General features: G+C 69.0%; 28 protein-coding genes and 1 tRNA gene. 18 read left to right on the top strand and 11 right to left on the bottom strand.

Features of this window, described 5'->3' with window-relative positions; all coding sequences use genetic code 11:
* Positions 1-78: 78 nt before the first annotated feature.
* Together DCD74_RS03700 and DCD74_RS03695 are read right to left on the bottom strand one after the other, a co-directional pair.
* Positions 79-318, bottom strand: a complete 240-nt coding sequence (locus tag DCD74_RS03700; RefSeq protein ID WP_112927645.1) for a BolA family protein — start codon at positions 316-318, stop codon at positions 79-81.
* Between the two features lie 50 nt (positions 319-368).
* Entirely contained in the window at positions 369-668 is a 300-nt protein-coding gene (locus tag DCD74_RS03695; protein WP_112926127.1) for a YciI family protein, read from the bottom strand.
* A gap of 263 nt (positions 669-931) precedes the next feature.
* Here DCD74_RS03695 and DCD74_RS03690 point away from each other — a divergent pair, with 263 nt between their 5' ends.
* The 5 genes from DCD74_RS03690 (at position 932) to DCD74_RS03670 (ending at position 6,232) form a co-directional block, all read left to right on the top strand.
* Positions 932-1,843 (top strand): segregation and condensation protein A, encoded by a 912-nt coding sequence (locus DCD74_RS03690; protein WP_112927644.1) that lies wholly within the window; start codon positions 932-934, stop codon positions 1,841-1,843.
* Positions 1,844-1,871: 28 nt separating this feature from the next.
* Complete coding sequence (gene scpB / locus DCD74_RS03685) at positions 1,872-2,744, top strand: SMC-Scp complex subunit ScpB (protein WP_112926126.1); 873 nt, start codon at positions 1,872-1,874, stop codon at positions 2,742-2,744.
* Positions 2,741-4,333 (top strand): pseudouridine synthase, encoded by a 1,593-nt coding sequence (locus DCD74_RS03680; protein WP_112926125.1) that lies wholly within the window; start codon positions 2,741-2,743, stop codon positions 4,331-4,333. The genes scpB and DCD74_RS03680 overlap by 4 nt, the downstream gene beginning before the upstream one ends.
* 12 nt (positions 4,334-4,345) lie before the next feature.
* Positions 4,346-5,575: an MBL fold metallo-hydrolase gene (locus DCD74_RS03675; RefSeq protein WP_112926124.1), complete on the top strand. Its 1,230-nt coding sequence runs from the start codon at positions 4,346-4,348 to the stop codon at positions 5,573-5,575.
* A 90-nt stretch (positions 5,576-5,665) separates the two neighbouring features.
* A complete protein-coding gene (locus tag DCD74_RS03670) occupies positions 5,666-6,232 on the top strand; it encodes a hypothetical protein (protein WP_112926123.1) in 567 nt (188 codons plus the stop codon).
* Positions 6,233-6,235: 3 nt separating this feature from the next.
* Here the strand turns inward: DCD74_RS03670 and DCD74_RS03665 are convergent, their stop codons facing one another.
* From DCD74_RS03665 to DCD74_RS03655, 3 genes are all read right to left on the bottom strand, one after another.
* The gene (locus DCD74_RS03665; protein ID WP_112926122.1) at positions 6,236-7,033 is read right to left on the bottom strand and encodes an amidohydrolase; all 798 of its coding nucleotides are present in this window, start codon (positions 7,031-7,033) and stop codon (positions 6,236-6,238) included.
* Positions 7,034-8,362 (bottom strand): peptide-methionine (S)-S-oxide reductase MsrA, encoded by a 1,329-nt coding sequence (gene msrA, locus DCD74_RS03660; RefSeq protein ID WP_217424282.1) that lies wholly within the window; start codon positions 8,360-8,362, stop codon positions 7,034-7,036.
* 103 nt (positions 8,363-8,465) lie between these two features.
* Entirely contained in the window at positions 8,466-9,608 is a 1,143-nt protein-coding gene (locus DCD74_RS03655; RefSeq protein WP_112926121.1) for a pyridoxal phosphate-dependent aminotransferase, read from the bottom strand.
* Between the two features lie 82 nt (positions 9,609-9,690).
* On the opposite strand from DCD74_RS03655, the gene ccmA reads away from it, so the two are divergent.
* From ccmA to DCD74_RS03590, 13 genes are all read left to right on the top strand, one after another.
* Positions 9,691-10,344: a heme ABC exporter ATP-binding protein CcmA gene (gene ccmA, locus DCD74_RS03650; protein ID WP_237049686.1), complete on the top strand. Its 654-nt coding sequence runs from the start codon at positions 9,691-9,693 to the stop codon at positions 10,342-10,344.
* Positions 10,341-11,015, top strand: coding sequence for a heme exporter protein CcmB (gene ccmB, locus DCD74_RS03645; protein ID WP_112926119.1), 675 nt, complete (start codon positions 10,341-10,343; stop codon positions 11,013-11,015). Before ccmA ends, ccmB begins: the two co-directional genes overlap by 4 nt.
* A 126-nt stretch (positions 11,016-11,141) precedes the next feature.
* Entirely contained in the window at positions 11,142-11,711 is a 570-nt protein-coding gene (gene azu, locus DCD74_RS03640) for an azurin (protein ID WP_112926118.1), read from the top strand.
* A 166-nt stretch (positions 11,712-11,877) separates the two neighbouring features.
* A complete protein-coding gene (gene ccmC, locus DCD74_RS03635; RefSeq protein WP_112926117.1) occupies positions 11,878-12,627 on the top strand; it encodes a heme ABC transporter permease CcmC in 750 nt (249 codons plus the stop codon).
* The gene (locus tag DCD74_RS03630; protein ID WP_112926116.1) at positions 12,624-12,785 is read left to right on the top strand and encodes a heme exporter protein CcmD; all 162 of its coding nucleotides are present in this window, start codon (positions 12,624-12,626) and stop codon (positions 12,783-12,785) included. The genes ccmC and DCD74_RS03630 overlap by 4 nt, the downstream gene beginning before the upstream one ends.
* Entirely contained in the window at positions 12,782-13,252 is a 471-nt protein-coding gene (gene ccmE / locus DCD74_RS03625) for a cytochrome c maturation protein CcmE (protein ID WP_112926115.1), read from the top strand. The genes DCD74_RS03630 and ccmE overlap by 4 nt, the downstream gene beginning before the upstream one ends.
* Positions 13,252-15,177, top strand: coding sequence for a heme lyase CcmF/NrfE family subunit (locus DCD74_RS03620; protein ID WP_112926114.1), 1,926 nt, complete (start codon positions 13,252-13,254; stop codon positions 15,175-15,177). Before ccmE ends, DCD74_RS03620 begins: the two co-directional genes overlap by 1 nt.
* Complete coding sequence (locus DCD74_RS03615; RefSeq protein WP_112926113.1) at positions 15,174-15,719, top strand: DsbE family thiol:disulfide interchange protein; 546 nt, start codon at positions 15,174-15,176, stop codon at positions 15,717-15,719. Before DCD74_RS03620 ends, DCD74_RS03615 begins: the two co-directional genes overlap by 4 nt.
* Positions 15,719-16,159 (top strand): cytochrome c-type biogenesis protein, encoded by a 441-nt coding sequence (locus tag DCD74_RS03610; protein WP_112926112.1) that lies wholly within the window; start codon positions 15,719-15,721, stop codon positions 16,157-16,159. The genes DCD74_RS03615 and DCD74_RS03610 overlap by 1 nt, the downstream gene beginning before the upstream one ends.
* Positions 16,159-17,160 (top strand): tetratricopeptide repeat protein, encoded by a 1,002-nt coding sequence (locus tag DCD74_RS03605; RefSeq protein ID WP_112926111.1) that lies wholly within the window; start codon positions 16,159-16,161, stop codon positions 17,158-17,160. The genes DCD74_RS03610 and DCD74_RS03605 overlap by 1 nt, the downstream gene beginning before the upstream one ends.
* Before the next feature lie 21 nt (positions 17,161-17,181).
* Complete coding sequence (metX, locus tag DCD74_RS03600; protein WP_112926110.1) at positions 17,182-18,327, top strand: homoserine O-acetyltransferase MetX; 1,146 nt, start codon at positions 17,182-17,184, stop codon at positions 18,325-18,327.
* A gap of 36 nt (positions 18,328-18,363) precedes the next feature.
* Entirely contained in the window at positions 18,364-18,969 is a 606-nt protein-coding gene (locus tag DCD74_RS03595) for a cysteine dioxygenase family protein (protein WP_112926109.1), read from the top strand.
* 193 nt (positions 18,970-19,162) lie between these two features.
* Positions 19,163-19,248, top strand: a tRNA-Leu gene (locus DCD74_RS03590).
* Positions 19,249-19,309: 61 nt separating this feature from the next.
* On the opposite strand, the gene DCD74_RS03585 is transcribed toward DCD74_RS03590, so the two are convergent.
* From DCD74_RS03585 to DCD74_RS03560, 6 genes are read right to left on the bottom strand one after another with little or no spacing between them, the layout of a single operon-like run.
* On the bottom strand, positions 19,310-19,765 hold the full coding sequence (locus tag DCD74_RS03585) for a hypothetical protein (RefSeq protein ID WP_112926108.1): 456 nt from the start codon (positions 19,763-19,765) through the stop codon (positions 19,310-19,312).
* Between the two features lie 5 nt (positions 19,766-19,770).
* Positions 19,771-19,971, bottom strand: coding sequence for a PspC domain-containing protein (locus DCD74_RS03580; protein WP_112926107.1), 201 nt, complete (start codon positions 19,969-19,971; stop codon positions 19,771-19,773).
* Positions 19,972-20,023: 52 nt separating this feature from the next.
* Positions 20,024-20,719 (bottom strand): hypothetical protein, encoded by a 696-nt coding sequence (locus tag DCD74_RS03575; protein ID WP_112926106.1) that lies wholly within the window; start codon positions 20,717-20,719, stop codon positions 20,024-20,026.
* The gene (locus DCD74_RS03570; protein ID WP_112926105.1) at positions 20,719-21,783 is read right to left on the bottom strand and encodes a class III poly(R)-hydroxyalkanoic acid synthase subunit PhaC; all 1,065 of its coding nucleotides are present in this window, start codon (positions 21,781-21,783) and stop codon (positions 20,719-20,721) included. The genes DCD74_RS03575 and DCD74_RS03570 overlap by 1 nt, the downstream gene beginning before the upstream one ends.
* A 1-nt stretch (position 21,784) precedes the next feature.
* Positions 21,785-22,999 carry a class III poly(R)-hydroxyalkanoic acid synthase subunit PhaE gene (gene phaE / locus DCD74_RS03565; protein WP_112926104.1) on the bottom strand — a complete coding sequence of 405 codons (1,215 nt, stop codon included), beginning with the start codon at positions 22,997-22,999 and terminating at the stop codon, positions 21,785-21,787.
* A gap of 56 nt (positions 23,000-23,055) precedes the next feature.
* The gene (locus DCD74_RS03560) at positions 23,056-23,682 is read right to left on the bottom strand and encodes a CDP-alcohol phosphatidyltransferase family protein (RefSeq protein ID WP_112926103.1); all 627 of its coding nucleotides are present in this window, start codon (positions 23,680-23,682) and stop codon (positions 23,056-23,058) included.
* Positions 23,683-23,750: the final 68 nt, after the last annotated feature.

The following is a 23,750-nucleotide window of genomic DNA, read 5'->3' as shown; positions in this document are numbered from 1 at the left end:
TTATTGATGGCGATGGCGCGGGATTTGAATCCCGACCCGCGAGTATAGAACGCAGTCCCAAGCCATGGCGGACCGGCTTCAAGGCGCCTTGGCGTCGATGGCGAGCGCGTGGATGTCGTCGGTCATCATTGTGCCCAGCGCGGCGTAGATGGCGCGATGGCGGGCCAGCGGCAGCATCCCCGCGAAGGCCGGGCTGACGATGCGCACGCTGAAATGCCCGTGGCCCTGTGCCCCGCCGCCATGGCCGGCATGCCGGTGGCTGTCGTCGCCGATGACCAACTCGGTCGGCGCGAAGGCCTCGGTCAGCAGCGTCCGCATCTTCTCGATGCGCCCGGGGTTGAGGCGCGGGATGTCGGCTTCGGTATGGGTCACGGCAGCACCTTGCGGAACGGGCGGACATCGACGCGGGTGTAGACGCCGGCATCGACATAGGGATCGGCGTCGGCCCAGGCGCGCGCGGCTTCCAGCGATTCGAATTCGGCGATGACCACGCTGCCGCTGTAGCCCGCCGGGCCGGGGTCTTCGGCGTCGATCGCCGGGCACGGGCCGGCCAGCAGCAGGCGGCCTTCGCCGGCCAGCGCCTTCAGCCGGTCGATGTGGCCGGCGCGCGCGGCCATCCGCTTCGACAGCACATCCGGGCCGTCATGTCCCTCGATTACGTACCACATGCGTTGTCCTGCCTCGGGGGTTGGGCCCCGATTCTAACGGCGCCCCGGCTGGACACGGCCCGCCGCAGGCCTTAGGCTTGGCCCATCGAGGCTTTGCCCCGTGGCGTCTTTCCCGCCCGCAGCAGCCTCCCACGCCCTTTTGAACGATGTCGCGGCAGCCACTGGCCGCGAGCGCGCACTGGGCGTGCCCGAACCTGCGTTGCACGCCAACCACCCCGATCCACCATGCGGCCCGGCCGCAGCCGGTAGATGCCGACACCTTGATGACCGAAGAGAACGCCGCCCTGGCGCCCGCGCTTCCCGTCCACCCCGCGCCCCAGCAGCAGGAAATGCCGCTGGCGACGGTGCTTGGCCAGCCGGTGCTGGAGATCCCCAAGGACCTCTACATCCCGCCGGACGCGCTCGAAGTCATCCTGGAGGCCTTCGAAGGCCCGCTCGACCTGCTGCTGTACCTGATCCGCCGGCAGAACCTGGACATCCTCGACATCCCGGTGGCGGAAATCACCCGCCAGTACGTGGACTACATCCAGGCCATGCACGAGATGCGCTTCGAGCTGGCCGCCGAATACCTGGTGATGGCCGCGATCCTGGCCGAGATCAAGTCGCGGATGCTGCTGCCGCGCCCGCCCAACGACGAGGGGCTGGAGGAAGACCCGCGCGCCGACCTGGTCCGCCGCCTGCAGGAATACGAACGCTACAAACAGGCCGCCGAGGACCTGGACCGCCTGCCCCGCCAGGAACGCGACACCACCCCGGTCGCCGCCGCGCACATGGCCGACCGCCAGGTCCACCGCGAGCCGCCGGAAGTGGACATGCGCGAGATGCTGCTGGCCCTGCACGACGTGCTCAAGCGCGCCGAGCTGTTCACCCAGCACGCGATCAAGCGCGACGCGCTCTCGGTGCGCCAGCGCATGGGCGAGCTGCTGGACCGCCTGCACGACGGCGCCTTCCACCGCTTCGAGTCGCTGTTCAGCGCCGAGGAAGGCCGGCTCGGCGTGGTGGTGACCTTCCTGGGCCTGCTCACGCTGGCCAAGGAGCAGCTGGTGGAGATCGTGCAGGAAGCGCCGCTGGCCGCCATCTACGTCAAGTCACTGGCCACCCGCGACGCCCCGGCCGACCTGCCGGACAGCGAGTTCGACGATGCCGCCGATACCCCGGCGGATCCCGCGGCCTGAGCCGCCCCAAGTTCACACCCGATACCGCATGGACCAGATCCTCGTCACCCGCATCGTCGAAGGCGCCCTGCTCGCCGCCAGCCAGCCGCTGACCGTGGCGCAGCTCGCCGCGCTGTTCACCCTGGACGAACCGGCTCCGGAAGGCAGCATCGCCGCCGCGCTGGCCGAACTGCAGGCGCAGTGCGAAGGCCGTGGCGTGGAGCTGGTGGAAGTCGCTTCCGGCTGGCGCTACCAGGTGCAGGCCGACGTCCACGCCTGGGTCAGCCGGATGTGGGCCGAGCGCCAGATCAAGTACACCCGCGCCACGCTGGAAACGCTGGCGCTGATCGCCTACCGCCAGCCGATCACCCGCGGCGAGATCGAGCAGATCCGCGGGGTGGCGACCAACAGCAACATCATCAAGACGCTCGAGGAACGCGACTGGATCCGCGTGGTCGGCCACCGCGAAGTGCCGGGCCGCCCGGAACTGCTCGGCACCACCAAAGGCTTCCTCGACTACTTCGGGCTGAAGCGGCTGGACGAGCTGCCGCCGCTGTCGGAGCTGAAGGATTTCGGCGAGCTGGACCCGCAGTTCGATTTCGATGTCGCGCCGATCGCCGCCAATAGTGATGCCGGCACCGACGAGACTCCCGGCTTGGACGAAGGCGATGCGGATGACGCTTCGGCCCTCGACACCGCTTCGGATACCGATGCGGCTTCGGCGTATGAAGGTGTCGAAGACGCTTCGTCCGGCAACGACACCGAAGCCGAGATGCAGGACGCGGAAACCGGCGACGACACCGGAGCCGCTTCCACCCAAGACCCCGGCGACGCGGAACAAGCCGCTTCGTCATCCACTTCCACCCATGACAACGAAGAACACGACATCGCCGCCGATGGCGAGGTCAGGAGCACCCCATGAGCAATGAAGAACCCCGCGGCAAGCTGTCCCTGAAGCGTGACGGCGCCGACACCCCGGCCAGCAAGCTGGAAGAACGCCTGCACAAGGTGCTGGCACAGGCCGGACTGGGCTCGCGCCGCGCGCTGGAACAGCGCATCGCCGACGGCAAGGTGGTCGTCAACGGCGAGCCGGCCAAGGTCGGCATGTCGGTCAAGGCCGGCGACAAGATCGAGCTGGACGGCCGCGCCTTCGTGGCGAGCGCGCTGACCGAGCCGCCGCGCGTGCTGATGTACAACAAGCCGGAAGGCGAAGTGACCACGCGCGAAGACCCCGAGGGCCGCCCGACCATCTTCGAACACCTGCCGATGCTGAAGGGCGCGCGCTGGATTTCGATCGGCCGCCTCGACATCAACACCAGCGGCCTGCTGCTGCTCACCACCGACGGCGAGCTGGCGAACGCGATGATGCACCCCAGCCACGAGGTCGAGCGCGAGTACGTCTGCCGCGTGCGCGCGCCGGAAGGCGAAGAGGAAGTCAGCGACAAGCTGGTCGACCGCCTGCGCCGCGGCGTGGCGCTGGAAGACGGCCCGGCCAAGTTCGACAAGATCGACCGCATGGCCGGTGGCGGTGACATGCCCAGCGAAGGTCGCCACGACTGGTTCCGCGTCACCCTGACCGAAGGCCGCAACCGCGAGGTGCGCCGCCTGTGGGAATCGCAGGGCTGCCAGGTCTCGCGCCTCAAGCGCATCCGCTACGGCCAGGTCAGCCTGCCGCAGCCGCTGCTGCGCGGGCATTCGCAGGAACTGCCGGACGCGCAGGTGGAAACGCTGCGCAAGTCGATCGGGCTGGAAGACAGCGTGCCGGCCGCGCTGACGCTGCTGCCGGTGATCGGCCAGCGCCGCGCCGCCAAGTCCACCGTGCACCTGGGCGGCGACCGTCGCGCGCAGGGCGGTTACGTCAACGGCCACAACGCCGCCGACGAAGGCCGCGAGCTGCGCCGCTTCGACCACGTCCGCGAGGACCGCGGCCGTCGCGGCGCCCCACGCAAGCCGGGCGGCCTGACCGTCACCGGCGAGGCCGCGGCCAAGCAGGCGCACAAGACCTTCAAGCCCAAGGGCCCGCGCCCGCAGGGTCAGCGCATGCGCCCCGGCGAGCAGCGCGGTGACAACCCGGCCGCGATGCGCACCTGGTATGTGCCGGATGGCGTGGAAACCGGCCCGGCCGGCCATCGCAATGCCGATGCCCGCGGCCCCAAGAAGCCTTACGGCAACAAGCCGCGTCGCGGCGGCCCGGGTGGTCCCGGTGGCGCCACTGCCGGCGGCGGCTTCCGCCAGAACGAGGGCGGCCCGCGTGGTCCGCGCGGCGAAGGCCAGGCCAAGCCGCGTCATCCCTACGGCCATCCGGGCAATGCGCCGAGCTTCCCGTCCGACCACGCCAATCCGGGCAGCCACAACCCCTACGGCCAGGCCCCGCGCCAGAACCGTGGCCCGCGTCCGGATGGCAACCGCCCCGGCGGCAATCGTCCGGCCGGCAACCGTGGCCCGCGTCCCGGTGGCGGTGGCAAGCCGGGTGGCGGTTTCCGTGGCGGCCCGCGCGGCGGCAACCGCTAAGGCGCGTTGGCGATGAAGACGCTCTGGCGCTGGCTGCGCCGGATCGCCCTCGGTGTGCTTGTTTTCGCCGCGCTGGTCTGGGCGGTGATCAGCTTTGCGCCGGGCTTTGGCGGCACGCCTTCGGGCGAGCGGCTGGCGCGCATGCAGCGCTCGCCGCAGTGGCAGGGCGACCGCTTCGTCAACCCGCAGGCGATGTGGAGCGGCTTTGGCGTGGTGGGCCGCGATGACCACGCGCCGACCGCCGAAGCCGGCTTCAAGCCCCCGCCCGACCCCACCGACGCCAGCTTCCCGATGGTCCACGACAGCGCCGCGCGGCTGGCCGCGCCGGTGCGCGACGGCCTGCGCGTGACCTGGTTCGGACATTCCAGCGCGCTGGTGGAGATCGACGGCGCGCGCGTGCTGATCGACCCGATCTGGAGCCAGACCGCCACGCCGCTGTGGATCGGCGTCTCGCGCTGGTTCAAGCCGCTGCTGCCGCTGGACGCCCTGCGCGACGTGGACGCTGTGGTCATCTCGCACGACCACTACGACCACCTGGACATGCCGACCATCCGCGCCATGCGCGACTGGAAGACGCGTTTCATCGTGCCGCTCGGCATCGGCGCGCACCTGGAGCGCTGGGGCATCCCGCCGGAGCGCATCACCGAACTCGACTGGTGGGAAGACACGCAGCTGGGCGATGTACGCATCGTCGCCACGCCGGCGCGCCACGCCACCGGCCGCGTCAACCCGCAGCGCAACCGCGTGCTCTGGGCCGGCTACGCGCTGGTCGGGCCGAAGCATCGCGCCTGGTATTCCGGCGACACCGGTCTGCTCGACGCGATGCAGGAGATCGGCCGCCGTTTCGGCCCGTTCGACGTCACCCTGATCGAGTCCGGCCAGTACAACTGGCAGTGGCCGGACTGGCACGCCGGCCCGGAACAGGCGGTGCTGGCACATCGCTGGGTGCGCGGACGTACCTTCATCCCGGTGCATTGGGCGCTGTTCAACCTGGCCCCGCACGGCTGGACCGAACCCGGCGAACGCACGCTGGCGGCCGCCGCCTGCCAGGGTGTGAACATCGCCACGCCGCGCCCCGGCGTGCCGTGGGAACCGGGCGATGCGACCGCGCCGTGGTGGCCGCGCGACCTGCCCTGGCTGGATGCCCGCCAGCGCCCGATCATCGCCACCCGCGACGGCATCGACGCGCATCGCTATCCGGTGCCGGCCTGCATCACGCCGGCCATCGCAGCGGCCAAATAGTCCGCTTCACCCGCAGCGCACCGGCGCCGCATCCTCCCCACGCACGCACCGCCCACCCTGCCCGCACGCTTCCAGCCACGGGATACAGGGATGTCGATGGATGACCGGGATGCGCGCGCCCCAAGCCGCGCCACGACCGCACGCAGCCTGTGCGGCCAACTGCTCTGCCTGCACTTCGCCTATGCGCTGCAGGTGGCGCTGGCCTACGGCCTCACCGCCGGCACGATGCAATGGGTCTGCCCGCTGGCGATGCCGTTCTTCGGGGTCGCGCTGTCAGTGGTGTTCCCGGCGTTCGCGATGCGCGTCTTCGTGCTGACCGTGCTGCTGTTCGCCATTGGGTTGGGGATGTCGCTTCGGTGGGCGCCGCGCTTCCCCGTGCTCGCCAGCCGCTGGATGCTGCTCGCAGCCTTCGTCTGGCTGCCGCTGTTCTCCGGCGAAATGGTCCGCAGCTACGCCATGCATGCCGCGCTGCGCGAGGCCGGCGCCGAAGCGTATTCGACCCGGACCTTGTGGACGTCGCTGCGCGGACTCTCCGGCAGGGCATCGACTCATGCGTGGATGCTCACCGCCGATGGCAGCTGCCACCGCTGGAGCTACCGCAAGATGGCCTTCTACCGCCTCACGCCGGAAGCCGGCGAGTTCGTCTGCCGCGATTGAGCCTCAGCGCAGCTCGAAGGCGTCCGCGTCGCGCATCGCCGGGAACCGCTCGCGATGCTTCCGCAATTCGTCTGCCTGCAGCGTGGTGGTGGTCACCAGTTCCGCCGGGCCGTCCTCGCTCACCGGGTGGCCGAGGAAGTCGATGACCGCGCTGTCGCCGGCGTAATCCAGTCCGTTGCCATCGGTGCCGACGCGGTTCACGCCGGCCACGTAGCAGAGGTTCTCGATGGCCCGCGCCCGCAGCAGCGTCTTCCACGGATACGCACGTGCCGCCGGCCAGTTGGCCACGAAAACCAGCAGGTCGTAGTCCGGCGCGCCTTCGCGTTCGACATCGAAACGGTTGCGCGCGAACACCGGGAAGCGCAGGTCGTAGCAGACCAGCGGGCAGATCCGCCAGCCACGCCAGTCCACGCTCAGACGATCGCTGCCGGCGGCGTAGCGCTCGTGTTCACCGGCAAAGGTGAAGAGATGGCGCTTGTCGTAATGCTGCAGGCCGCCATCGGGCGTGGCGAAGATGAGCCGGTTGTAGACCGCATCGCCCACCTTCAACTGCACGCTGCCGATGATCGCGGCATCGAGTTTCGCCGCCTGCTCGCGCATCCACGCGACGGTCTCGCCGTCCATGCCTTCGGCGCGGCTCACCGCATCGTTGGAGAAGCCGCTGGTGAAGGTCTCCGGCAGGATGATGAGGTCGGTGCGGCCGTGCAGCGGCGCGATCAGCCCGCCGTAGTACTCGCGGTTGGCCGCCGGGTCGTGCCAGCGGGTGTCGCCCTGCACCAGCGAGACGCGCAGATCACCCATTCACTTCTTCTCCGTATCGGGCACGAATTTCAGCACGTTGCCGTTGATGCAATAGCGCTTGCCGGTCGGCGGCGGGCCGTCGTCGAACACATGGCCGAGGTGGATGCCGGAACTCGCGCTGACCACTTCCACGCGATGCATGCCATGGCTGTTGTCCTCGCGCATTTCCAGCGCGCCGGGCATCGGGTCGAAGAAGCTCGGCCAGCCGCAGGCGCTGTCGAACTTGGTGTCGGAGCGGAACAGCGCGGCGCCGCTGATCGGGTCGAAATAGGTGCCTGGGCGCTTCTCGTACAGGTGCGCGCCGCTGCCCGGGCGCTCGGTGCCCTGCTCGAAGGCGATGCGCTGCTGCTCCGGCGTCAGCAGGTGGAAGCCGAGCCACTTCCAGAACGCCTTGGCATCGCCGTTGTAGCCGGTGTAGCGCGCGACTTCACGGCCCTGTTCGAACAGCACCATCGTCGGCGTCGCCAGCAGCGGCTTGTCCAGCGTCCAGCCGGTCGGCGGCTGCGGTGACAGCGTGGTGGCCACCGCGACATCCGACGTCCACTTCGACAGCACGTCGGCCTTGAACTTCTCGCAGTAGGCGCAGGTCTCGGCTTCGAAGACCACCAGCTGGCGCGCGGCGTCCAACGTGGCCGGATCGAGCGGTTGATGGCCGGCGCCGCCCGCGCCCGCCATCGCGTACTTCACCCCGGTGCCGCCCAGCCCGCAGTAGCCGTTCGGGTTCTTGGCGAGGTAGTCCTGGTGGTCTTCCTCGGCGCGGTTGTAGTGCGAGAGCGGCGCGATCTCGGTGACGATGCGCCCGAAGCCGGCGCGGGTCAGCGCGGCCTGGTAGATGTCGCGGGTCTGTTCGGCCAGCACGCGTTGGGCCGGCGAGGTGGTGTAGATGGCGCTTCGATAGTTGGTGCCGATGTCGTTGCCCTGCCCGTCGGCCTGGGTCGGGTCGTGGTTCTCCCAGAACGCGGCGAGGATCGTCGCCAGCTCCACGCGCTTCGGGTCGAAGGTGACCTTCACCACTTCGGCATGGTTGCGGGCCTGGCTGCGGCCGCGCTTGATCTCGCGTTCCAGGCCCAGCACGTCCTCGTAGCCGACCTTGGGCGCATCGCCGTTAGCGTAGCCGGATTCGACATCCAGCACGCCGTCAATCGCGCCCATGCGCTTCTCGGCGCCCCAGAAACAGCCCATGCCGAACACGATCACCTGCGCATCCGCGCTCATCTTCGTAGCCTCCGTGGGGGCCGGCGCGGGGTGCGGCGGCCGCAGTGCGAACCATGCCAGCAGGCCGGTGACGGCCAGGGCAATGGCGAACGCGAACAGATTGACGGTTTTCATGCGGATTTTGACGCCATAGGGCGCCATAAGTTCGATGTGCGGCCCAGACTACGCCCGGCTTGCTGCACCCGGCCCGACTTTCCGGGCCCGGCGCCGCGGCGGTTCAGAGCCGCGCCAGCCGCTCGATGCCGGCATCAAGCGTCGCCTCGTTCTTGGCGAAGCACAGCCGCAGCAGGCGCTGGCCGGCCGGCGGGGTCTCGTAGAACGGCGACAGCGGGATGCCGGTGACGCCATGCTCGATGGTGAGCCAGCGGCTGAATTCGACATCGTCCAGATCGCTGACCGCGGAATAGTCGACCAGCTGGAAATAGCCGCCCGGCACCGCCAGCGGGCGGAAGCGGGTGCCCAGCAGCTGTTCGCGGAAGCGGTCGCGCTTGTCTTGGTAGAAGGCGCCGAGTTCCTCGTAATGCTCGGGTTCGGCCTCGATCATCTCGGCGAAGGCCGCCTGCGCCGGGTTGAACGTGCAGAACGTGTTGTATTGGTGGACCTTGCGAAGCTCGGCGCTCAGGGCCGGCGGCGCGATGGCGTAACCGACCTTCCAGCCGGTGCAGTGGTAGGTCTTGCCGAAACTCGAGATGACGAAGGCGCGCTCGCGCAGCTCCGGGTAGTACAGGGCGGATTCGTGGCGGGCGCCGTCGTAGACGATGTGCTCGTAGACCTCGTCGGAGATCAGGTACAGGCCGTGCTGCTGCACGATGTCGATGATCTCGCGCATGTCGGCGGCGTCGAGCATCGCGCCGGACGGATTGTGCGGCGTGTTGACGATGAGCATGCGGGTCTTCGGCGTCACCGCATCGCGCACCTTCTGCCAGTCGGGCGCGAAGGTCTCGGCATCCAGCGGCACGTGCACGGCGCGCGCGCCGGCCAGGTCGATCGCCGGCTCGTAGCAGTCGTAGCAGGGGTCGAGGACGATGACTTCCTCGCCCGCTCGCACCACCGCGTGGACCGCGTCGAAGATCGCTTCCGACGCACCGCTGGCCACGGTGATCTCGGCATCGGCGTCGGGGCGATAGCCGTAGCAGCGCTCGGTCTTGGCGGCGATGGCCTGCCGCAGCGCGGGCGTGCCGGTCATCATCGCGTACTGGTTGTGGCCGGCGCGCATCGCGCGGTCCAGCGCGTCGATCAGCCGCTCGGGCACCGGGAAATCGGGGAAGCCCTGGCCCAGATTGACCGCGCCGTGCTGCGCGGCCAGCTGCGACATGACAGTGAAGATGGTGGTGCCGACCTTGGGGAGCTTGCTCTGCATCGCGCGCATGACGAGTGTGGGGACGGGCCAGTGTACGCGGCGACGGGTAAGATGCCGCATCGCCACAAACGCCCGCATCGTGCTGTCTTCCCCGCCTTCACCGCCCCTGCTCGCCGTGCATGGCCTTGCGTTCTCGCGCAACGAGGAACGGTTGTTCGGGCCGCTGGATTTCGAGGTCGAAGCCGGCGAAGCGCTGCTGGTCCGCGGCGACAACGGCGTCGGCAAGACCACGCTGCTGCGCATCCTCGCCGGCCTGCTGCGTGCCGACGAAGGCCGGCTTGAAGTCACCGGCCACGGCGCCGACCGCGAATCACGCGCCCGCGCCATCGCCTACCTGGGCCACCTGCCGGCGTTCAAGGCCGATCTGTCGGCGATGGAGAATCTGGAATTCCTCTGCGCCCTGCACGGGCGTCGCGACGGGCGCGGCTACGAGGCGGCGATGTCGCGCGTCGGCCTGGCCGGCTACGAGGACAGCCCGGCGCGCACGCTCTCGGCCGGGCAGAAGAAGCGCCTGTCGCTGGCGCGGATGTGGCTGTCGCCGGCGCCGCTGTGGCTGCTCGACGAGCCCTACGCCAACCTGGACCTGGACGGCATCGCGCTGGTGAACCAGCTCATCGTCGGCCACCTCGATGACGGCGGCGCCACCCTGGTCACCACGCATGGCGCGTACGCCGCCCCGCCGGTCCGCACCCGCGAACTGGTGATGACGCGCGCCCCGCTGGAGCCGCTCGCGTGATCGCCGCTGCACGCGCTTTGTTGCTGCGCGACCTGCGCCTGCTCTGGCGGCGTCGCGGCGATGCCTTCCAGCCCGCGCTGTTCGCGCTGCTGGTGGTGGTGCTGTTCGCGCTCGGGCTGGGCGGCGACGGCAACCTGTTGGCCAAGGTCGCGCCCGCCGTGCTGTGGCTGGCCGTGCTGCTGTCGGGGATGCTGGCGCTCGACACGCTGTTCCGCAGCGACGCCGAAGACGGCTCCCTCGACCAGTGGCTGCTGGCGCCGGTGCCGCTGTCGTGGCTGGTGGCGGTCCGCGTGCTCGGCCACTGGCTGACCACCGCGCTGCCGGTGCTCGTCGCGGTGCCGCTGCTGGCCGAACTCATGCACCTGCCGCGCGCGCAACTGCCGCTGCTGATGGCCTCGCTGGCGCTGGGCACGCCGCTGCTCAGCCTGCTCGGCGCGGTGGTGGCGGCGCTGACCGTGGGCATGCGGCGTGCGGGCATCCTGCTGGCGCTGCTGGCCCTGCCGCTGTACGTGCCGGTGCTGGTGTTCGGTGCCGGCGCGGTGGTGGCGGATGCGCAGGGGCTGGATGCCTCGGGTGCCATCCTCATGCTCGGCGCGGGGCTGGCCGCCGCCGCCATCCTCGCCCCGCTGGCCGCCGCCGCCGCCTTGCGGATCGCCCTGACCGGCGAGTGAGCGCGGGCGAAATCCGCCCGGCTTGAGCCAAATCAACCGTGGCAACTGTTTCCTAACGCAAAGTGCGCGAAAATAGGCCAGTCATGCCGGCAACGACATGTCCCCAACCCATCCATGGAGTGTGTGATGAAGATTCGTTCGACCCTGTTGGCCGCTTCCATCCTGCTGGCCCTGACCGCCTGCAACAAGCCGGCCGAACCGGCTGCCGAAGCCCCCGCCGCCGAAGCCGCCCCGGCTCCGGAAGCCGCGCCCGCCGCCGAAGCCGCCGCTCCGGCCGCCGATGCCGCCGCGACCGACACCGCCGCCGCCCCGGCCGCTGGCGAGTGCTCCTTCGACCTCGAAGGCAACGACGCCATGCAGTACAACGTCAAGAACATCGACGTGCCGAAGTCCTGCACCGAGTTCACCATCAACCTGAAGCACACCGGCAAGATGCCGGTCGCCGCGATGGGCCATAACGTGGTCGTCGCTTCGGCTGCCGACATGAACGGCGTGGCCGCTGACGGCGCCACCGTGCAGCCCGACCACGTCAAGGCCGGCGACACCCGCATCATCGCCCACAGCGGCATGGTCGGTGGCGGCGAGACCACCTCGGTCAAGTTCGAAGTCTCGAAGATCGCCGCCGGCGGCTTCAACTTCTTCTGCACCTTCCCGGGCCACTCGGCCCTGATGAACGGCACGCTGACCGTCAAGTAAGACGTCCGGCTCTGCCACGCGACGCCCGCGCCTCACCGCGCGGGCGTCGTTACTTGGGATGCCGCCCACCGCCGGCCCATCGGCACGGCTGTTATCCTTGGCCCCCTGACGACGCGGCCTGCCGCGCCCGGCCGCCGAGTCTCGCGGCCCCTGCCCGATCCGTTCAATGAATCCCCTCGTCCGCTGGTTCCACCAACTCGGCTCGCCCCCCTACTTCGACCGCTTCGCCGCGCGCTGGGCGCCGTGGTGCTACGGCATCGGGCTGGCGATCATGCTCTACGGGCTCTGGGGCGCGCTGTTCAACGTGCCCTCCGACTACCAGCAGGGCGACAGCTTCCGCATCCTCTACATCCACGTGCCCGCCGCCTGGATGAGCATGGGCATCTTTGCCGGCATGGCCATCTATTCGGCCATCGCGCTGATCTGGCGGATCAAGCTGTGCGAGATCCTGGCCATGGCCTGCGCCGCGCCCGGCGCCGCCTTCACCCTCGTCACGCTGGTCACCGGCGCGATCTGGGGCAAGCCGATGTGGGGCACCTGGTGGGACTGGGACCCGCGCCTGACCACCGAACTCATCCTCCTTTTCATGTACCTCGGCGTGATCGGCCTGTATGCCGCCATCGAGGACCGCCGCGCCGCCGCGCGTGCCGCCGGCCTGCTCGCGGTCGTGGGCGTTGTGCTGCTGCCGGTGATCCGCTATTCCGTGGTGTGGTGGAACTCGCTGCACCAGGGCCAGACGATCAAGATGTTCGGCCAGTCGTCGATGGATCCGTCGATGCAGGCGCCGCTCTGGGCCATGGTGATCGGCACGCATGTCTGGTTCGTCGGTTCGCTGCTGGCCCGCGCCCGCGCCGACAACCTGGCGCGCGAGGCCGGCAAGGACTGGGTCCGCCGCGACGCGGAGGGCCGCGCATGAGCTATCGCGACTACGTCATCGCCGCCTACGTGGTCTTCGCGGTGATGCTGCTGTGGGACTGGCTGGCCCCGAAGCTGGCCATCGCCCGCGCCCGCCGCAACGCGCTGATGCTGGCGCGCCGCCGTGCCGCCCGCGCCGGCCAAGGAGAAACCCGATGAACCCCACCCGCAAGCGCCGCCTGATGGTCGTGCTGCTGATCGTGGCCGCCGCCGCGCTCGCCATCACCCTGTTGTCGATGGCGCTGCAGCGCAACGTCGCCTACCTCTACACGCCCAGCGAAGTGCTGCGCGGCGAAGCCGGCGGCAAGGCGCGTTTCCGCCTGGGCGGGATGGTGGCCGAGCATTCGTTCAAGCGCGCGACCGGTTCGATGGAAGCGCATTTCGTGGTCGATGACGGCGATGCCCGTTTGCCGGTGGTCTATACCGGCATCCTCCCCGACCTGTTCCGCGAGAAGCAGGCGGTGATCGCCACCGGCGCGATGAAGGGCGACGTGTTCGTCGCCGAGCAGGTGCTGGCCAAGCACGACGAGACGTACATGCCGAAGGAAGTCGCCGACAAGATGGGCGCGGCGCACCAGAAGCACGGGGTGGATGACGCCAAGCCCGCACCGGCGGCCACGCCCTGATGCTGGGCGAACTGGGCCATTTCGCGCTGAACCTGGCGCTATGGGTGGCGCTGATCCAGTCGGTCATCCCGCTCATCGGAGCACATCGCGGCCGCGCCGACTGGATGTCGGTGGCACGCCCGGCGGCCTTCGCGCAGCTGGGGCTGATCGCCTTCGCCTTCATCGTCCTCACCCATGCCTTCGTGGTGCAGGACCGCTCGCTGCAATACGTGGCCGAGAACAGCAATTCGCTGCTGCCGCTGATCTACCGCTACACCGCGGTCTGGGGCGCGCACGAGGGCTCGCTGCTGCTGTGGCTGCTGGTGCTGGCCGGCTGGACGGCGGCGGTCGCGGCGTTTTCCCGCCAACTGCCGCTGGATGTGGTGGCCCGCGTGCTGGGCGTGCTGGGCATCGTGGCGATCGGCTTCCTGGCGATGCTGCTGTTCACCAGCGACCCGTTCGAACGCCTGCTGCCGGCCGCCGCCGAGGGCCGCGACCTGAACCCGCTGTTGCAGGACCCGGGCATGATCCTGCACCCGCCGATCCTCTACCTGGGCTACGTCGGGTTCTCGGTGCCGTTCGCCTTCGCCATCGCCGCCCTGCTGGATGGCCGCGTGGATGTGCGCTGGCAGCGCTGGACGCGGCCGTGGACCAATGTCGCCTGGGGCTTCCTGACACTCGGCATCGGGCTGGGCAGCTGGTGGGCCTATTACGAGCTGGGCTGGGGTGGCTGGTGGTTCTGGGACCCGGTCGAGAACGCCAGCTTCATGCCGTGGCTGATCGGCGCCGCGCTGATCCACTCGCAGGCGGTGACCGAAAAGCGCGGCAGCTTCGCCAGCTGGACGCTGCTGCTGGCCATCGCCGCGTTCTCGCTGTCGCTGCTCGGCACCTTCCTGGTCCGTTCGGGCGCGATCACCAGCGTGCACGCCTTCGCCGCCGATCCGGGCCGCGGCCTCTTCATCCTGGTATTCCTCGGCGTGGTGATCGGTGGCTCGCTCACGCTCTATGCGCTGCGTGCGCCCGGCGCCACGCCGGAAGCGCGCCCGTTCGCGCCGTTCTCGCGCGAGACCCTGCTGCTGCTCAACAACCTGCTGCTGACCGTGGCCGGCGCAATGGTGCTGGTCGGCACGCTCTACCCGATGCTGGCCGACGCGCTGGACCTGGGCAAGATTTCGGTCGGCCCGCCGTATTTCTCGCTGATGTTCGTGCTGTTGATGACGCCGGTGGTGATGCTGCTGCCGTTCGGCCCGCTGGTGCGCTGGCAGCGCGAGCAGGCGCGTCCGGTCATCGCGATGCTGCTGCCGTGGGCGCTGCTGGCGCTGGCCGGCGGCGCCGTCGCCTGGTGGCTGGCGCCGCAGGGCGCGCTCAAGACCGGCATCGGCATCGCGGCGGCGCTGTGGGTGGCGTTCGGCACGCTGTATTTCACCTGGCAACGGCTGCGCAAATCCGGCCGCATGACCCGCGAGATGGCCGGCATGGCGCTGGCGCACTTCGGCGTGGCGTTGTTCGTGGCCGGCTCGTTGACCAATGCCGCGCTCAACGAGCAGCGCGAAGTCGCGCTGGCACCCGGCCAGGTGCTCACCCTGCACGGCGACGATTACCGCTTCGATGGCGTCGAGCGCGAAGCCGGCCCCAACTACACCGCCGATATCGGTACCGTCACCCTGTTGCGCGACGGCCGCACGCTGACCACCCTGCACCCCGAAAAGCGCAGCTACGCCAGCGGCGGGCAGGTGATGACCGAAGCGGCAGTCGAATCCAGCCTGCTGCGTGACCGCTACGTGGCACTGGGCGAATCGCTGGGCGATGGCAGCTGGGCGGTGCGCGTGCACAGCAAACCGATGATGGGCTTCATCTGGCTGGCCGCCATCCTCATCGCGCTGGGCGGCTTCGTGACCGCCGCCGACCGCCGCTTCCGCCGTTACCAGGAGGAGAAGAACGCATGAGCGCCAAACGCTGGCTCCCCCTCGCCATCTTCATCGCGCTGGCCGCACTGCTCGCCGCCGGCGTCTGGATGAGCCGCAAGCCCGACCGTGACGCCCTGCCCTCGCCCTTGATCGGCAAGGCCGCGCCGGAATTCGCGCTGCCGGAACTGTTCGATCCCACCCGCACGGTCACGCTGAAAGAGCTCAAGGGCGCGCCCTTCGTGCTCAACGTCTGGGGCAGCTGGTGCGTGGCCTGCCGCGACGAACACCCGGCGCTGAGCGCCTTCGCCGAAACCAAGCGCGTGCGCGTCATCGGCTACAACTGGAAGGACGAGCCGGAAGACGCCAAGCGCTGGCTGGAGCAGCTCGGCAACCCGTATTTCATGGTGCTGCAGGACATCGAAGGCCGCACCGCGCTCGACTTCGGCATCTACGGCGCGCCGGAAACCTTCCTGATCGACGGCAACGGGATGATCGTCTGGAAGCACGTCGGCGTGCTCACGCCCGAGCTCATCCGCAAGGAGCTGGAACCGCGGCTCGCCCAGCTCGAGGCGAAGCGCTGATGCGCAGGACGCTCGCGGTTTTCCTGCTGTGCCTGTGGCTGCCGCTCGCCGGCCTGGCCCAGGTGAAGGGGGATGTCGCCCCGCCGGTGTTCCGCGACGGCTTCGAGGAAGCCCGCTTCCGCCAGCTCACCCACGAGCTGCGTTGCGTGATGTGCCAGAACCAGTCGCTCGCCGATTCCAACGCCGAGATCGCCCGCGACCTGCGCAACGAAGTCCTCGCGCTGATGCGCCAGGGCAAGACCGACGCCGAGATCCGCGACTTCATGGTCGCCCGCTACGGCGAGTTCGTCCTCTACAAGCCGCGCCTTGAAGGCCAGACGCTGCTGCTCTGGTTCGCGCCGCTGGCGCTGGTGCTGATCGGTGGCGGGCTGGTCTTCGTGCTGGTGCGTCGCGGTTCGCGCCGCGCGCCGGTGCCGGTCGATGACAGACAGGAGTGGTGATGACGCTTTTCCTCTTCGCCGCCGCGCTGTTGCTGGTGCTGGTCCTTTACGCCGTGCTGCGCCCGCTGCTGGGCCGCAGCCCGCGCGTGGCCGCCGCCGTGGCCGCCATCGTGGTCGCTGGCAGCACCGCGCTCTACCTGCAGTACGGCACGCCGGATGCGCTCGACCCGACGATGGTCCGCGCGCCGGAAACCCTGGCCGAAGCCCGCGCCCAGCTGGAACGCAAGTTGGCCAACAGCCCGGAGGACGCGGAAGGCTGGCGCCTGCTCGGTCGCGCCTACACGGCGGAAGAAAAACCGGCCGACGCCGCCCGCGCCTACGCCGAGGCCGCCAAGCGCGCCCCGCGCGACGCCGACATCCTCACCGAAGCCGCCGAAGCCCGCGCATTGGCCAACGCCGGTCATCACTTCGACGAAGCCGCCGTGGCCCAGCTGAAGCAGGCGCTCGCCGTGGACCCGAAGCACCAGCGCGCCCGCTGGTTCCTCGGCATCAGCCAGCGCCAGGCCGGCCAGCCGGCACAGGCGGCGGAAACCTGGGCGCCGCTGCTCGCGACCGTGGATCCCAAGACCGTCGAAGTCCTGCTCACCCAGGTCAACGAAGCCCGCGCCGAAGCCGGCCTCGCGCCGATCACCGCGCCCAAGCACGAAGCCGCCGCCGGTGCGTTGTCGGTGCGCGTGTCGCTGTCGCCGATGCTGCTGGAACGCCTGCAGGCCTCGCCGCAGGCGCGGGTCTTCGTCATCGCCCGCGCCGCCGGCGGGCCGCCGGTGCCGGTCGCGGTACAGAAGCACCCGGTCGATGCGCTGCCGCTCGACATCACCCTGTCCGATGCCGACAGCCTGATGCCCACCGCCAAGCTGTCCGCGCTGAAAGAGGCCGAAATCAGCGCCCGCCTGTCGCTCAGCGGCTCGGCCGACCGTGAGCCGGGCGATCTGGATTCCGCCACGGTCAAGGTCAGCCTGCCGGCCAAGGGCCCGGTCACGCTGGTGATCGGCGGCGAGTAAGCCCGCATCCGGACCGATGCCATGAGCGAGTTCATCCCGCCCGCCACGCAATTCGTCGACCTGCCCTCGCCCTTCGCCATGAAACACGGCGTGCTGCACGGCGCGCGCATGGCCTACCAGACCTGGGGCACGCTCGACGACCGCGCCGGCAACGCCATATTGATCCACACCGGCCTCTCGCCCGACGCCCACGCCGCCAGCCACGCCGGCAACCCCGAGCCGGGCTGGTGGGAACGCATGCTCGGCCCCGGCAAGCCGATCGACACCGACCGCTGGTTCGTCATCTGCGTCAACACGCTGGGCAGCTGCAAGGGCTCGACCGGGCCGGCGTCCATCGACCCGGCGACCGGCGCGCCGTACCGCCTCGGCTTCCCCGAACTCGCCGTCGAAGACTGCGCGGATGCCGCCGCCCACGTCGTCCGCCATCTCGGCATCAAGCAACTGGCCTGCGTCCTCGGCAATTCGATGGGCGGGATGACGGCGCTGTCGATGCTGGCGCGGCATCCGGGCCTGACGCGGCACCTCATCGACATCTCCGGCGCGGCACGCGCGCTGCCGTTCTCCATCGCCATCCGCTCGCTGCAGCGCGAGGCGATCCGGCTCGACCCGCGCTGGAACAACGGAGCGTACGACGACGACGCCTACCCGGAATCCGGCATGCGCATCGCACGCAAGCTGGGCGTCATCACCTACCGCTCGGCGATGGAATGGGATGGCCGCTTCGGGCGCATCCGGCTGGACCCGGAGGCGCGCGACGACGACGTGCCCTTCGCCGCCGAATTCGAGGTGGAAGGCTATCTGGAGAACCACGCGCTGCGCTTCGTGCGCCGCTTCGATCCCAACTGCTATCTGTACCTGGGCCGGGCGATGGACCGGTTCGACATCGGCGAATCCGCCAGCCAGCGCTGCGGCGACCGCCACATCGACGCCCTTGATGCGCTCGCCGCGTTGCAGGTGGAGAAGGCGCTGGTGATCGGCGTCGAGACCGACCTGCTGTTCCCGCTGGAACAGCAGCAGGAGATCGCCGAAGGCCTGCGCCGTGGCGGGGCCGATGCACGCTTCGTCGCCATGCCTTCGCCGCAGGGCCACGACGCCTTCCTGGTGGACATCGAGCGATTCGGGCCGGCGGTGGGCGATTTCCTCGCCGAACTCCATACGCCCGCGTAATGCGGCCCGGCCCGTGGAGCCGCTAACATCCACCCCATGAACCAGGACGACTGCACTTCCCTGCGCGATTTCCCCGGCCGTGACCGGCTGATCGCCGCCGTGGACGAAGCCGTGGCGCTCGGCGGCTGCAATGCCGTGGTCCAGCGGCTGCGCCAGAACCTGTGCGAGCTGATGCGCGCCGGCGAGGTGCAGTTGCCGGCCTGCGTCTACCGGACCGTGCCCGGCCACTACGCCCGCCGCGAGGTGCATCGCAGCGCCGAACATGGCTACGCGATCGTGGCGATGACCTGGGGCCCGAGCCAGGGCACGCCGATCCACGACCACGCCGGCATGTGGTGCGTCGAAGGCGTCTGGTCCGGGCAACTGGAAATCACCCAGTACGACCTGGCGGAGCGACGCGACGAAGCGTTCCGTTTCGTCGAGGTTGGCACGCTGATCGCCGGGACGGGCTCGGCCGGCAGCCTGATCCCGCCGCACGAGTACCACGCCATCCGCAACGCCAGTGATCGCGATGTCGCCGTGTCCCTGCACATCTACGCCGAGCCGATGACCTGCTGCTGCATCTTCGCGGACGCGGGCGAGATCGGCGACGGCTGGCATCGGCAGGTGGAGCGGCAGTTGCAGCTGGATGCGGCGGCTTAGGGTCGAAAGCAGCAGTCGCGGCATCGACACATCCGCTGAAAACGAAAGACCGCCGAAGGGCGGTCTATTGCATGGTGCCGAAGAGATGACTCGAACCCGCGCCGGAGACAACCCGCCTGGCGTGACGATGAACGCGTCGCCACGCGCGTCAAGGGTGAACGGCCCGCGTCGTACCGCTATACTTGCCGCCCGCGCCGGAGTGGCGGAATTGGTAGACGCAGCGGATTCAAAATCCGCCGACTAAACATCGTGTGGGTTCGAGTCCCACCCCCGGCACCAGAAAAAGAAAACCGCCTGCAAGGGCGGTTTTTCATTTCAGGTGCCACTCACGCCAATAACCTCAACACCGCCCCTCGCCACCCCAGGGCCACCAGCCCTTCCCCGCATGCGCGTAACGGTCCGCCGCACGTTCCAGCGGATTGCGCACGCTGACCCCGCCCAACAACAGGTACAGCGGCAGGAACAGCGGCCCGAGCAGCATGTACTGGTAGACGTGCGCGCGTTCGTGGTCGCCCAGGCGCACCTGCGGCTCCTCGTGGTGGCCGGCGCGGTGCGCGTAGGTCAGGCATTGCGAATCCAGGCTGTCATCGGTGTTGATGATGCAGTTGCCAATGGTCATCGCCCCGCCCGCCCCCCATGGCCAAAGATCGAAGACGATGGCCATTTCCAACCGCGACCAGCGCGGCCGCGCACCGAACGGCAGGCCGACGGCCCCGACCAGCAACCCCGCCAGCGTGTTCGGCAGGGTCCACACCGCACCCAGCCCATGCAGGGCGATGACGAGCCAGCGCGGCATCGCGCTCAGTCGTTGCCCTGCGGCATCAGCAGCCACAGGATCAGGTAGACCACGATCCCCGGGAACGCCGCCGACAGCACCGAGACCATCACGAAGACGATGCGCAGCAGGTTGGCATCCCAGCCCAGCCGGCGCGCGATGCCACCCATCACGCCGGCGATCATCCGGTCGCTGCGGGCGCGGGTGAAGCGGGTGTCGCCGCCCATCGGGGATTTCCTCGTCGTCATGTCCGCAGCATCGGGGTCATGGCGCGGGAATTCAATGCCCCAGCAGGGTCCGCGTGGCGGCTTCGCGCTCGCGGTCGCCCAGCTTTTCCATCCCGTTCAACAGGCTGTTGCCCATCCAGCACAGGTCCTCGTCGCTGGCGCCGGCCGGATACGACATCACCCGGTTGATGCGCTCGGCGGCCGGGCCGGTGTACTGCATCGTCAGATGCTGGAAGGCCTGCTCGCGCACCTGCGGGTCGATGCGCACGCGCGGCGCGTTGGTCGCTTCGGCTTTCAGCGCGGCCAGGTAGTAGCGCATCAGCGCGGCATGATGTTTGGGCGGCACCTTCTCGAAGCCGCGCTGCATGCGTTCGCCCATCCCGATCACGCGCTGGCTCTCGGGGCGGAAAAACGCGGCGCAGTCGGCCGGTTCCAGGCTGGTGATCGCACGCTTCATCCCGCCCACCGCGTCCTGCACGGTGGCGGCATCCAGCGACTGGGCCCCGCGCGAAATGGCCCGCGGCATCTCGGCGTACATGCCGTCTTTCGAGAACGTCTCGGCAAAGTGCTGCTGCAGTTCCGGATCGTTGTTGAAGCCGTCGATGAAGAGCTGCGTGGAGTCATGCAGCGCGGAGCCCGGCGCATGGGTGTTCTGCAACTTGAATTCGGGCTTGGAGGCCGGCAGCAGGTCGCAACCGGCCAGGGCCAGCAGCACGAGCGCGGCCCCGAGGATCGACGCGCGACGCATCAGCGTTTCCGCAGCCAGTCGTGGATGGTGTCCGGCACTTCCTTCTGCGCACGGCTCGACACGTAGATGCCGATGTGCCCGCCGCGGAAGCTCAGCTCGGTGTAGTCGTCGGTGCCGATGAGATCCTTCATCGCGCGCGACGCACCCGGCGGCACCAGATGGTCCTGCTCGGCGTAGATGTTGAGCACCGGCATGTCGACGAAGCCGAGGTCGACCTCTTCATCACCAATCCGCACGCCGCCATTGACGAAACCGTTGCCCTGGTAGAACTGCTTGATGAACTGGCGGAAGGCTTCACCGGCCTGGTCGGGCGAGTCGAAGATCCACTTCTCCATCCGCAGGAAATCCTCCATCGCCTTGGCGTCATCCATGATGTCGACCATGCCCACGTACTTCTGCAGGTTGAGGCGGAAGGGCTTGAGCATCAGGTAGGACCAGTTCATCAGGTCCGCCGGCACGTTGCCCAGCGTGTCGACGAACAGATCCACATCCAGCCCGCGCGTCCAGTTGGACAGCATGTTGTCCGAGGTCTGGAAATCGACCGGCGTGACCATGGTGATGAGGTTGCGCACCTTGTCCGCGTTGAGCGCCGAATAGCACAGCGCCAGCACGCCGCCCTGGCAGATGCCGAGCACGTTGACCGCCGACACGCCATGCGCCGCGCGCAGGTGGTCGACCGCGCCACCGATGAAGCGCTGCACGTAGTCCTCAAGGTCGAGGTAGCGGTCGGAACGGTCCGGGTAGCCCCAGTCCAGCACGTAGACGTCCTCGCCGCGCTCCAGCAGGCCGCGCACCAGCGAACGGTTGTCCTGCAGGTCGATCATGTACGGGCGGTTGACCAGCGCGTAGCTGACCAGGATCGGCACCCGCGCGGTCGGCGCCTTCGCGCCCACGAAGCGGTACAGCACGGTTTTGCCGTCGCGCCAGACTTCCTGCTTGGCGGTTGAGCCGTAATCGAAATTGTCCACCTCGCGCAGGGTTTCCAGCCCCGCGGCCAGCTTGGACTGCATGCGCAACGCTTCCTGCGCGAGTTCCTCGGGCGTGAGCTTCAGCGGGCTGGGCATGTCAGCGGCTCCGTTTCACGGTCTTGCGGGCGGTCTTTTTCGGCGCGGCTTTCTTCGCCGTTTTCTTGACCGCGGGCTTGCGGACAGCGGCCTTCTTCGTCGCCTTCTTCGTGGCGGGTTTCGATGCCGGCTTCGACGCCGGCATCGGCGCCGCCCTGCGCGTCGGTGCGCGACGCGGCGCTGCCGGTGCTTCCGCCGAACGCGCGGTGGAAGCCGATGCCGCATCGCCCCGCGCCATCCGCCGCACCAGCCGCTCAAGCTCGGCGATCTTGCGATGCGCCGCCTCGATCTCGGTGCGCGTCGGCATACCGAGCAGACCGGTGGCCTGCTCGATCTCCTTCTGCACATCGTTGCGCAGGCGCATCTGTGCATTGACCATCGCGCCATAGGTCTCGCGGTAGTCGGGCGACAGCGCCATGTCGGCGAAGGCGTCTTCCGCCGCATCGATCCACAGGTCGAACAACGCACGGGCGCTGGTGATCTCCAGCCCCGGCATCTCGTGTTCAGCGAGCTTCTTCTCGAAGTTGGCGTAAGCCGCCTGCGCTGACTTCGACAGCATCGCGTTGTGCGCCGACATCGTGTCCTGGTAGTCGAGCTGCGCCTGCATCAGCTTCTGCAGGCGCTCCTGGTGTTCGCGCGCCAACCCGAAGGTCGGCAGGCCCAGCCAGCCACGCGCCTCGCTGCGCCAGCCGGCGAGCATCGGCTGCACCGCCTCGTACCACGCGTCGAAGCCGTGCATGTTCGGCGACTGCATGCCACGGAACATCTCCAGCCACGCACCGTCGCCCTGGCTTTCCAACATCTCTTTCCAGCGCGCGGCGATCTCGCCCGCGTCCACCGCCTGACCGGCATACTGGCCCGCCAGCTGCTGCATGCGGCCATACCAGTCGCCGGACTGCTGCTGGAAGCGGCCGAGCGTGGCTTCGACGGTATCGGCGAGATCCGGCGGACGCTGCCCGCCCATCGATTGCGCGATGCGGCTCCACTGCGACAGCGCATCCTGCCAGCCGCCCATGCCCGGCATCGCGCCCGGCCAAGCGGGTTGGGCGAAGGCCGGCGCGCCGAAACCCGGCATCACAAACCCCTGCCCCATGCCCGCGAACGGGGATGCCGGCGCGGCCTGCGCACCGGCTGCCTGCCGCATCATCTCGTTCCAGCCGTTCCAGTACTGCCGCGCGAGGGCATCGAAGTCCCCGCTCCAATCCTGCGTCGCCATGGCGCCTCCTGTGTGCCGCCCGATGCTAGCACGCAGGCTTTACGCGCCCGACGCGTTCAGGGCTTGGGAATGCGCAAGGTCTTGCTGATCATCAACGAGCCGGACAGCGCGAAGATCAGCACCAGCGGGTGGAACTGCCACGGCCCCAGTTGCATCACGCCGCCCCACAGCGCGGGACCGATCGCGCCCTGCATGGTGGCCACGGCGAGCACCACGACCAGCGCCAGGCTGGTGGGGATCGGCGTACCTTCGAAATACTTGACCTTGCCCTCGTCGCCGGAGAGCTGCTCGGCGGTCACGTTGTAGCGCGCCAACCGGCTCACGCCGCAGCCGACGAAGTAGCTCAGCACGATCCAGTCCCAACCGCCCTGCATGCCGCAGGCATATGCGAGCGCGGCGGGCGCGACACCGAACGAAATGACATCGGCCAGCGAATCCAGCTCGCGGCCCAGCGTGGATGCGACCTTGCGCCAGCGCGCGATGCGGCCATCAAGCGCATCGAAGATGAAAGCCAGCGGGATCAGCGCCATGCCGATCAGCAGGTCGCGCACCACGCCGTCCTGCAGGAAGCGCATCGCCGCGAAGATCGCGCCGGTGCCGCAGAACGCATTGGCCAGCGTGAACCAGTCGGCCAGGTGGAAATCACGGAGCATCGAGAAATGGCGCTTTTTCGTCGCGTTCATCGCGGGCCTCGTCATGGATGCGGGAAGACTGCCAGAAACCGCGCGCCACCGCAGTGAAGTCGCGGACC

This window comes from Lysobacter oculi, assembly GCF_003293695.1.
In the GTDB taxonomy this organism is placed as follows: Bacteria; Pseudomonadota; Gammaproteobacteria; order Xanthomonadales; family Xanthomonadaceae; genus Solilutibacter; species Solilutibacter oculi.
The sequence above is the reverse complement of the archived record's forward strand: the minus strand, read 5'-3'. Positions and strand labels throughout refer to the sequence as shown.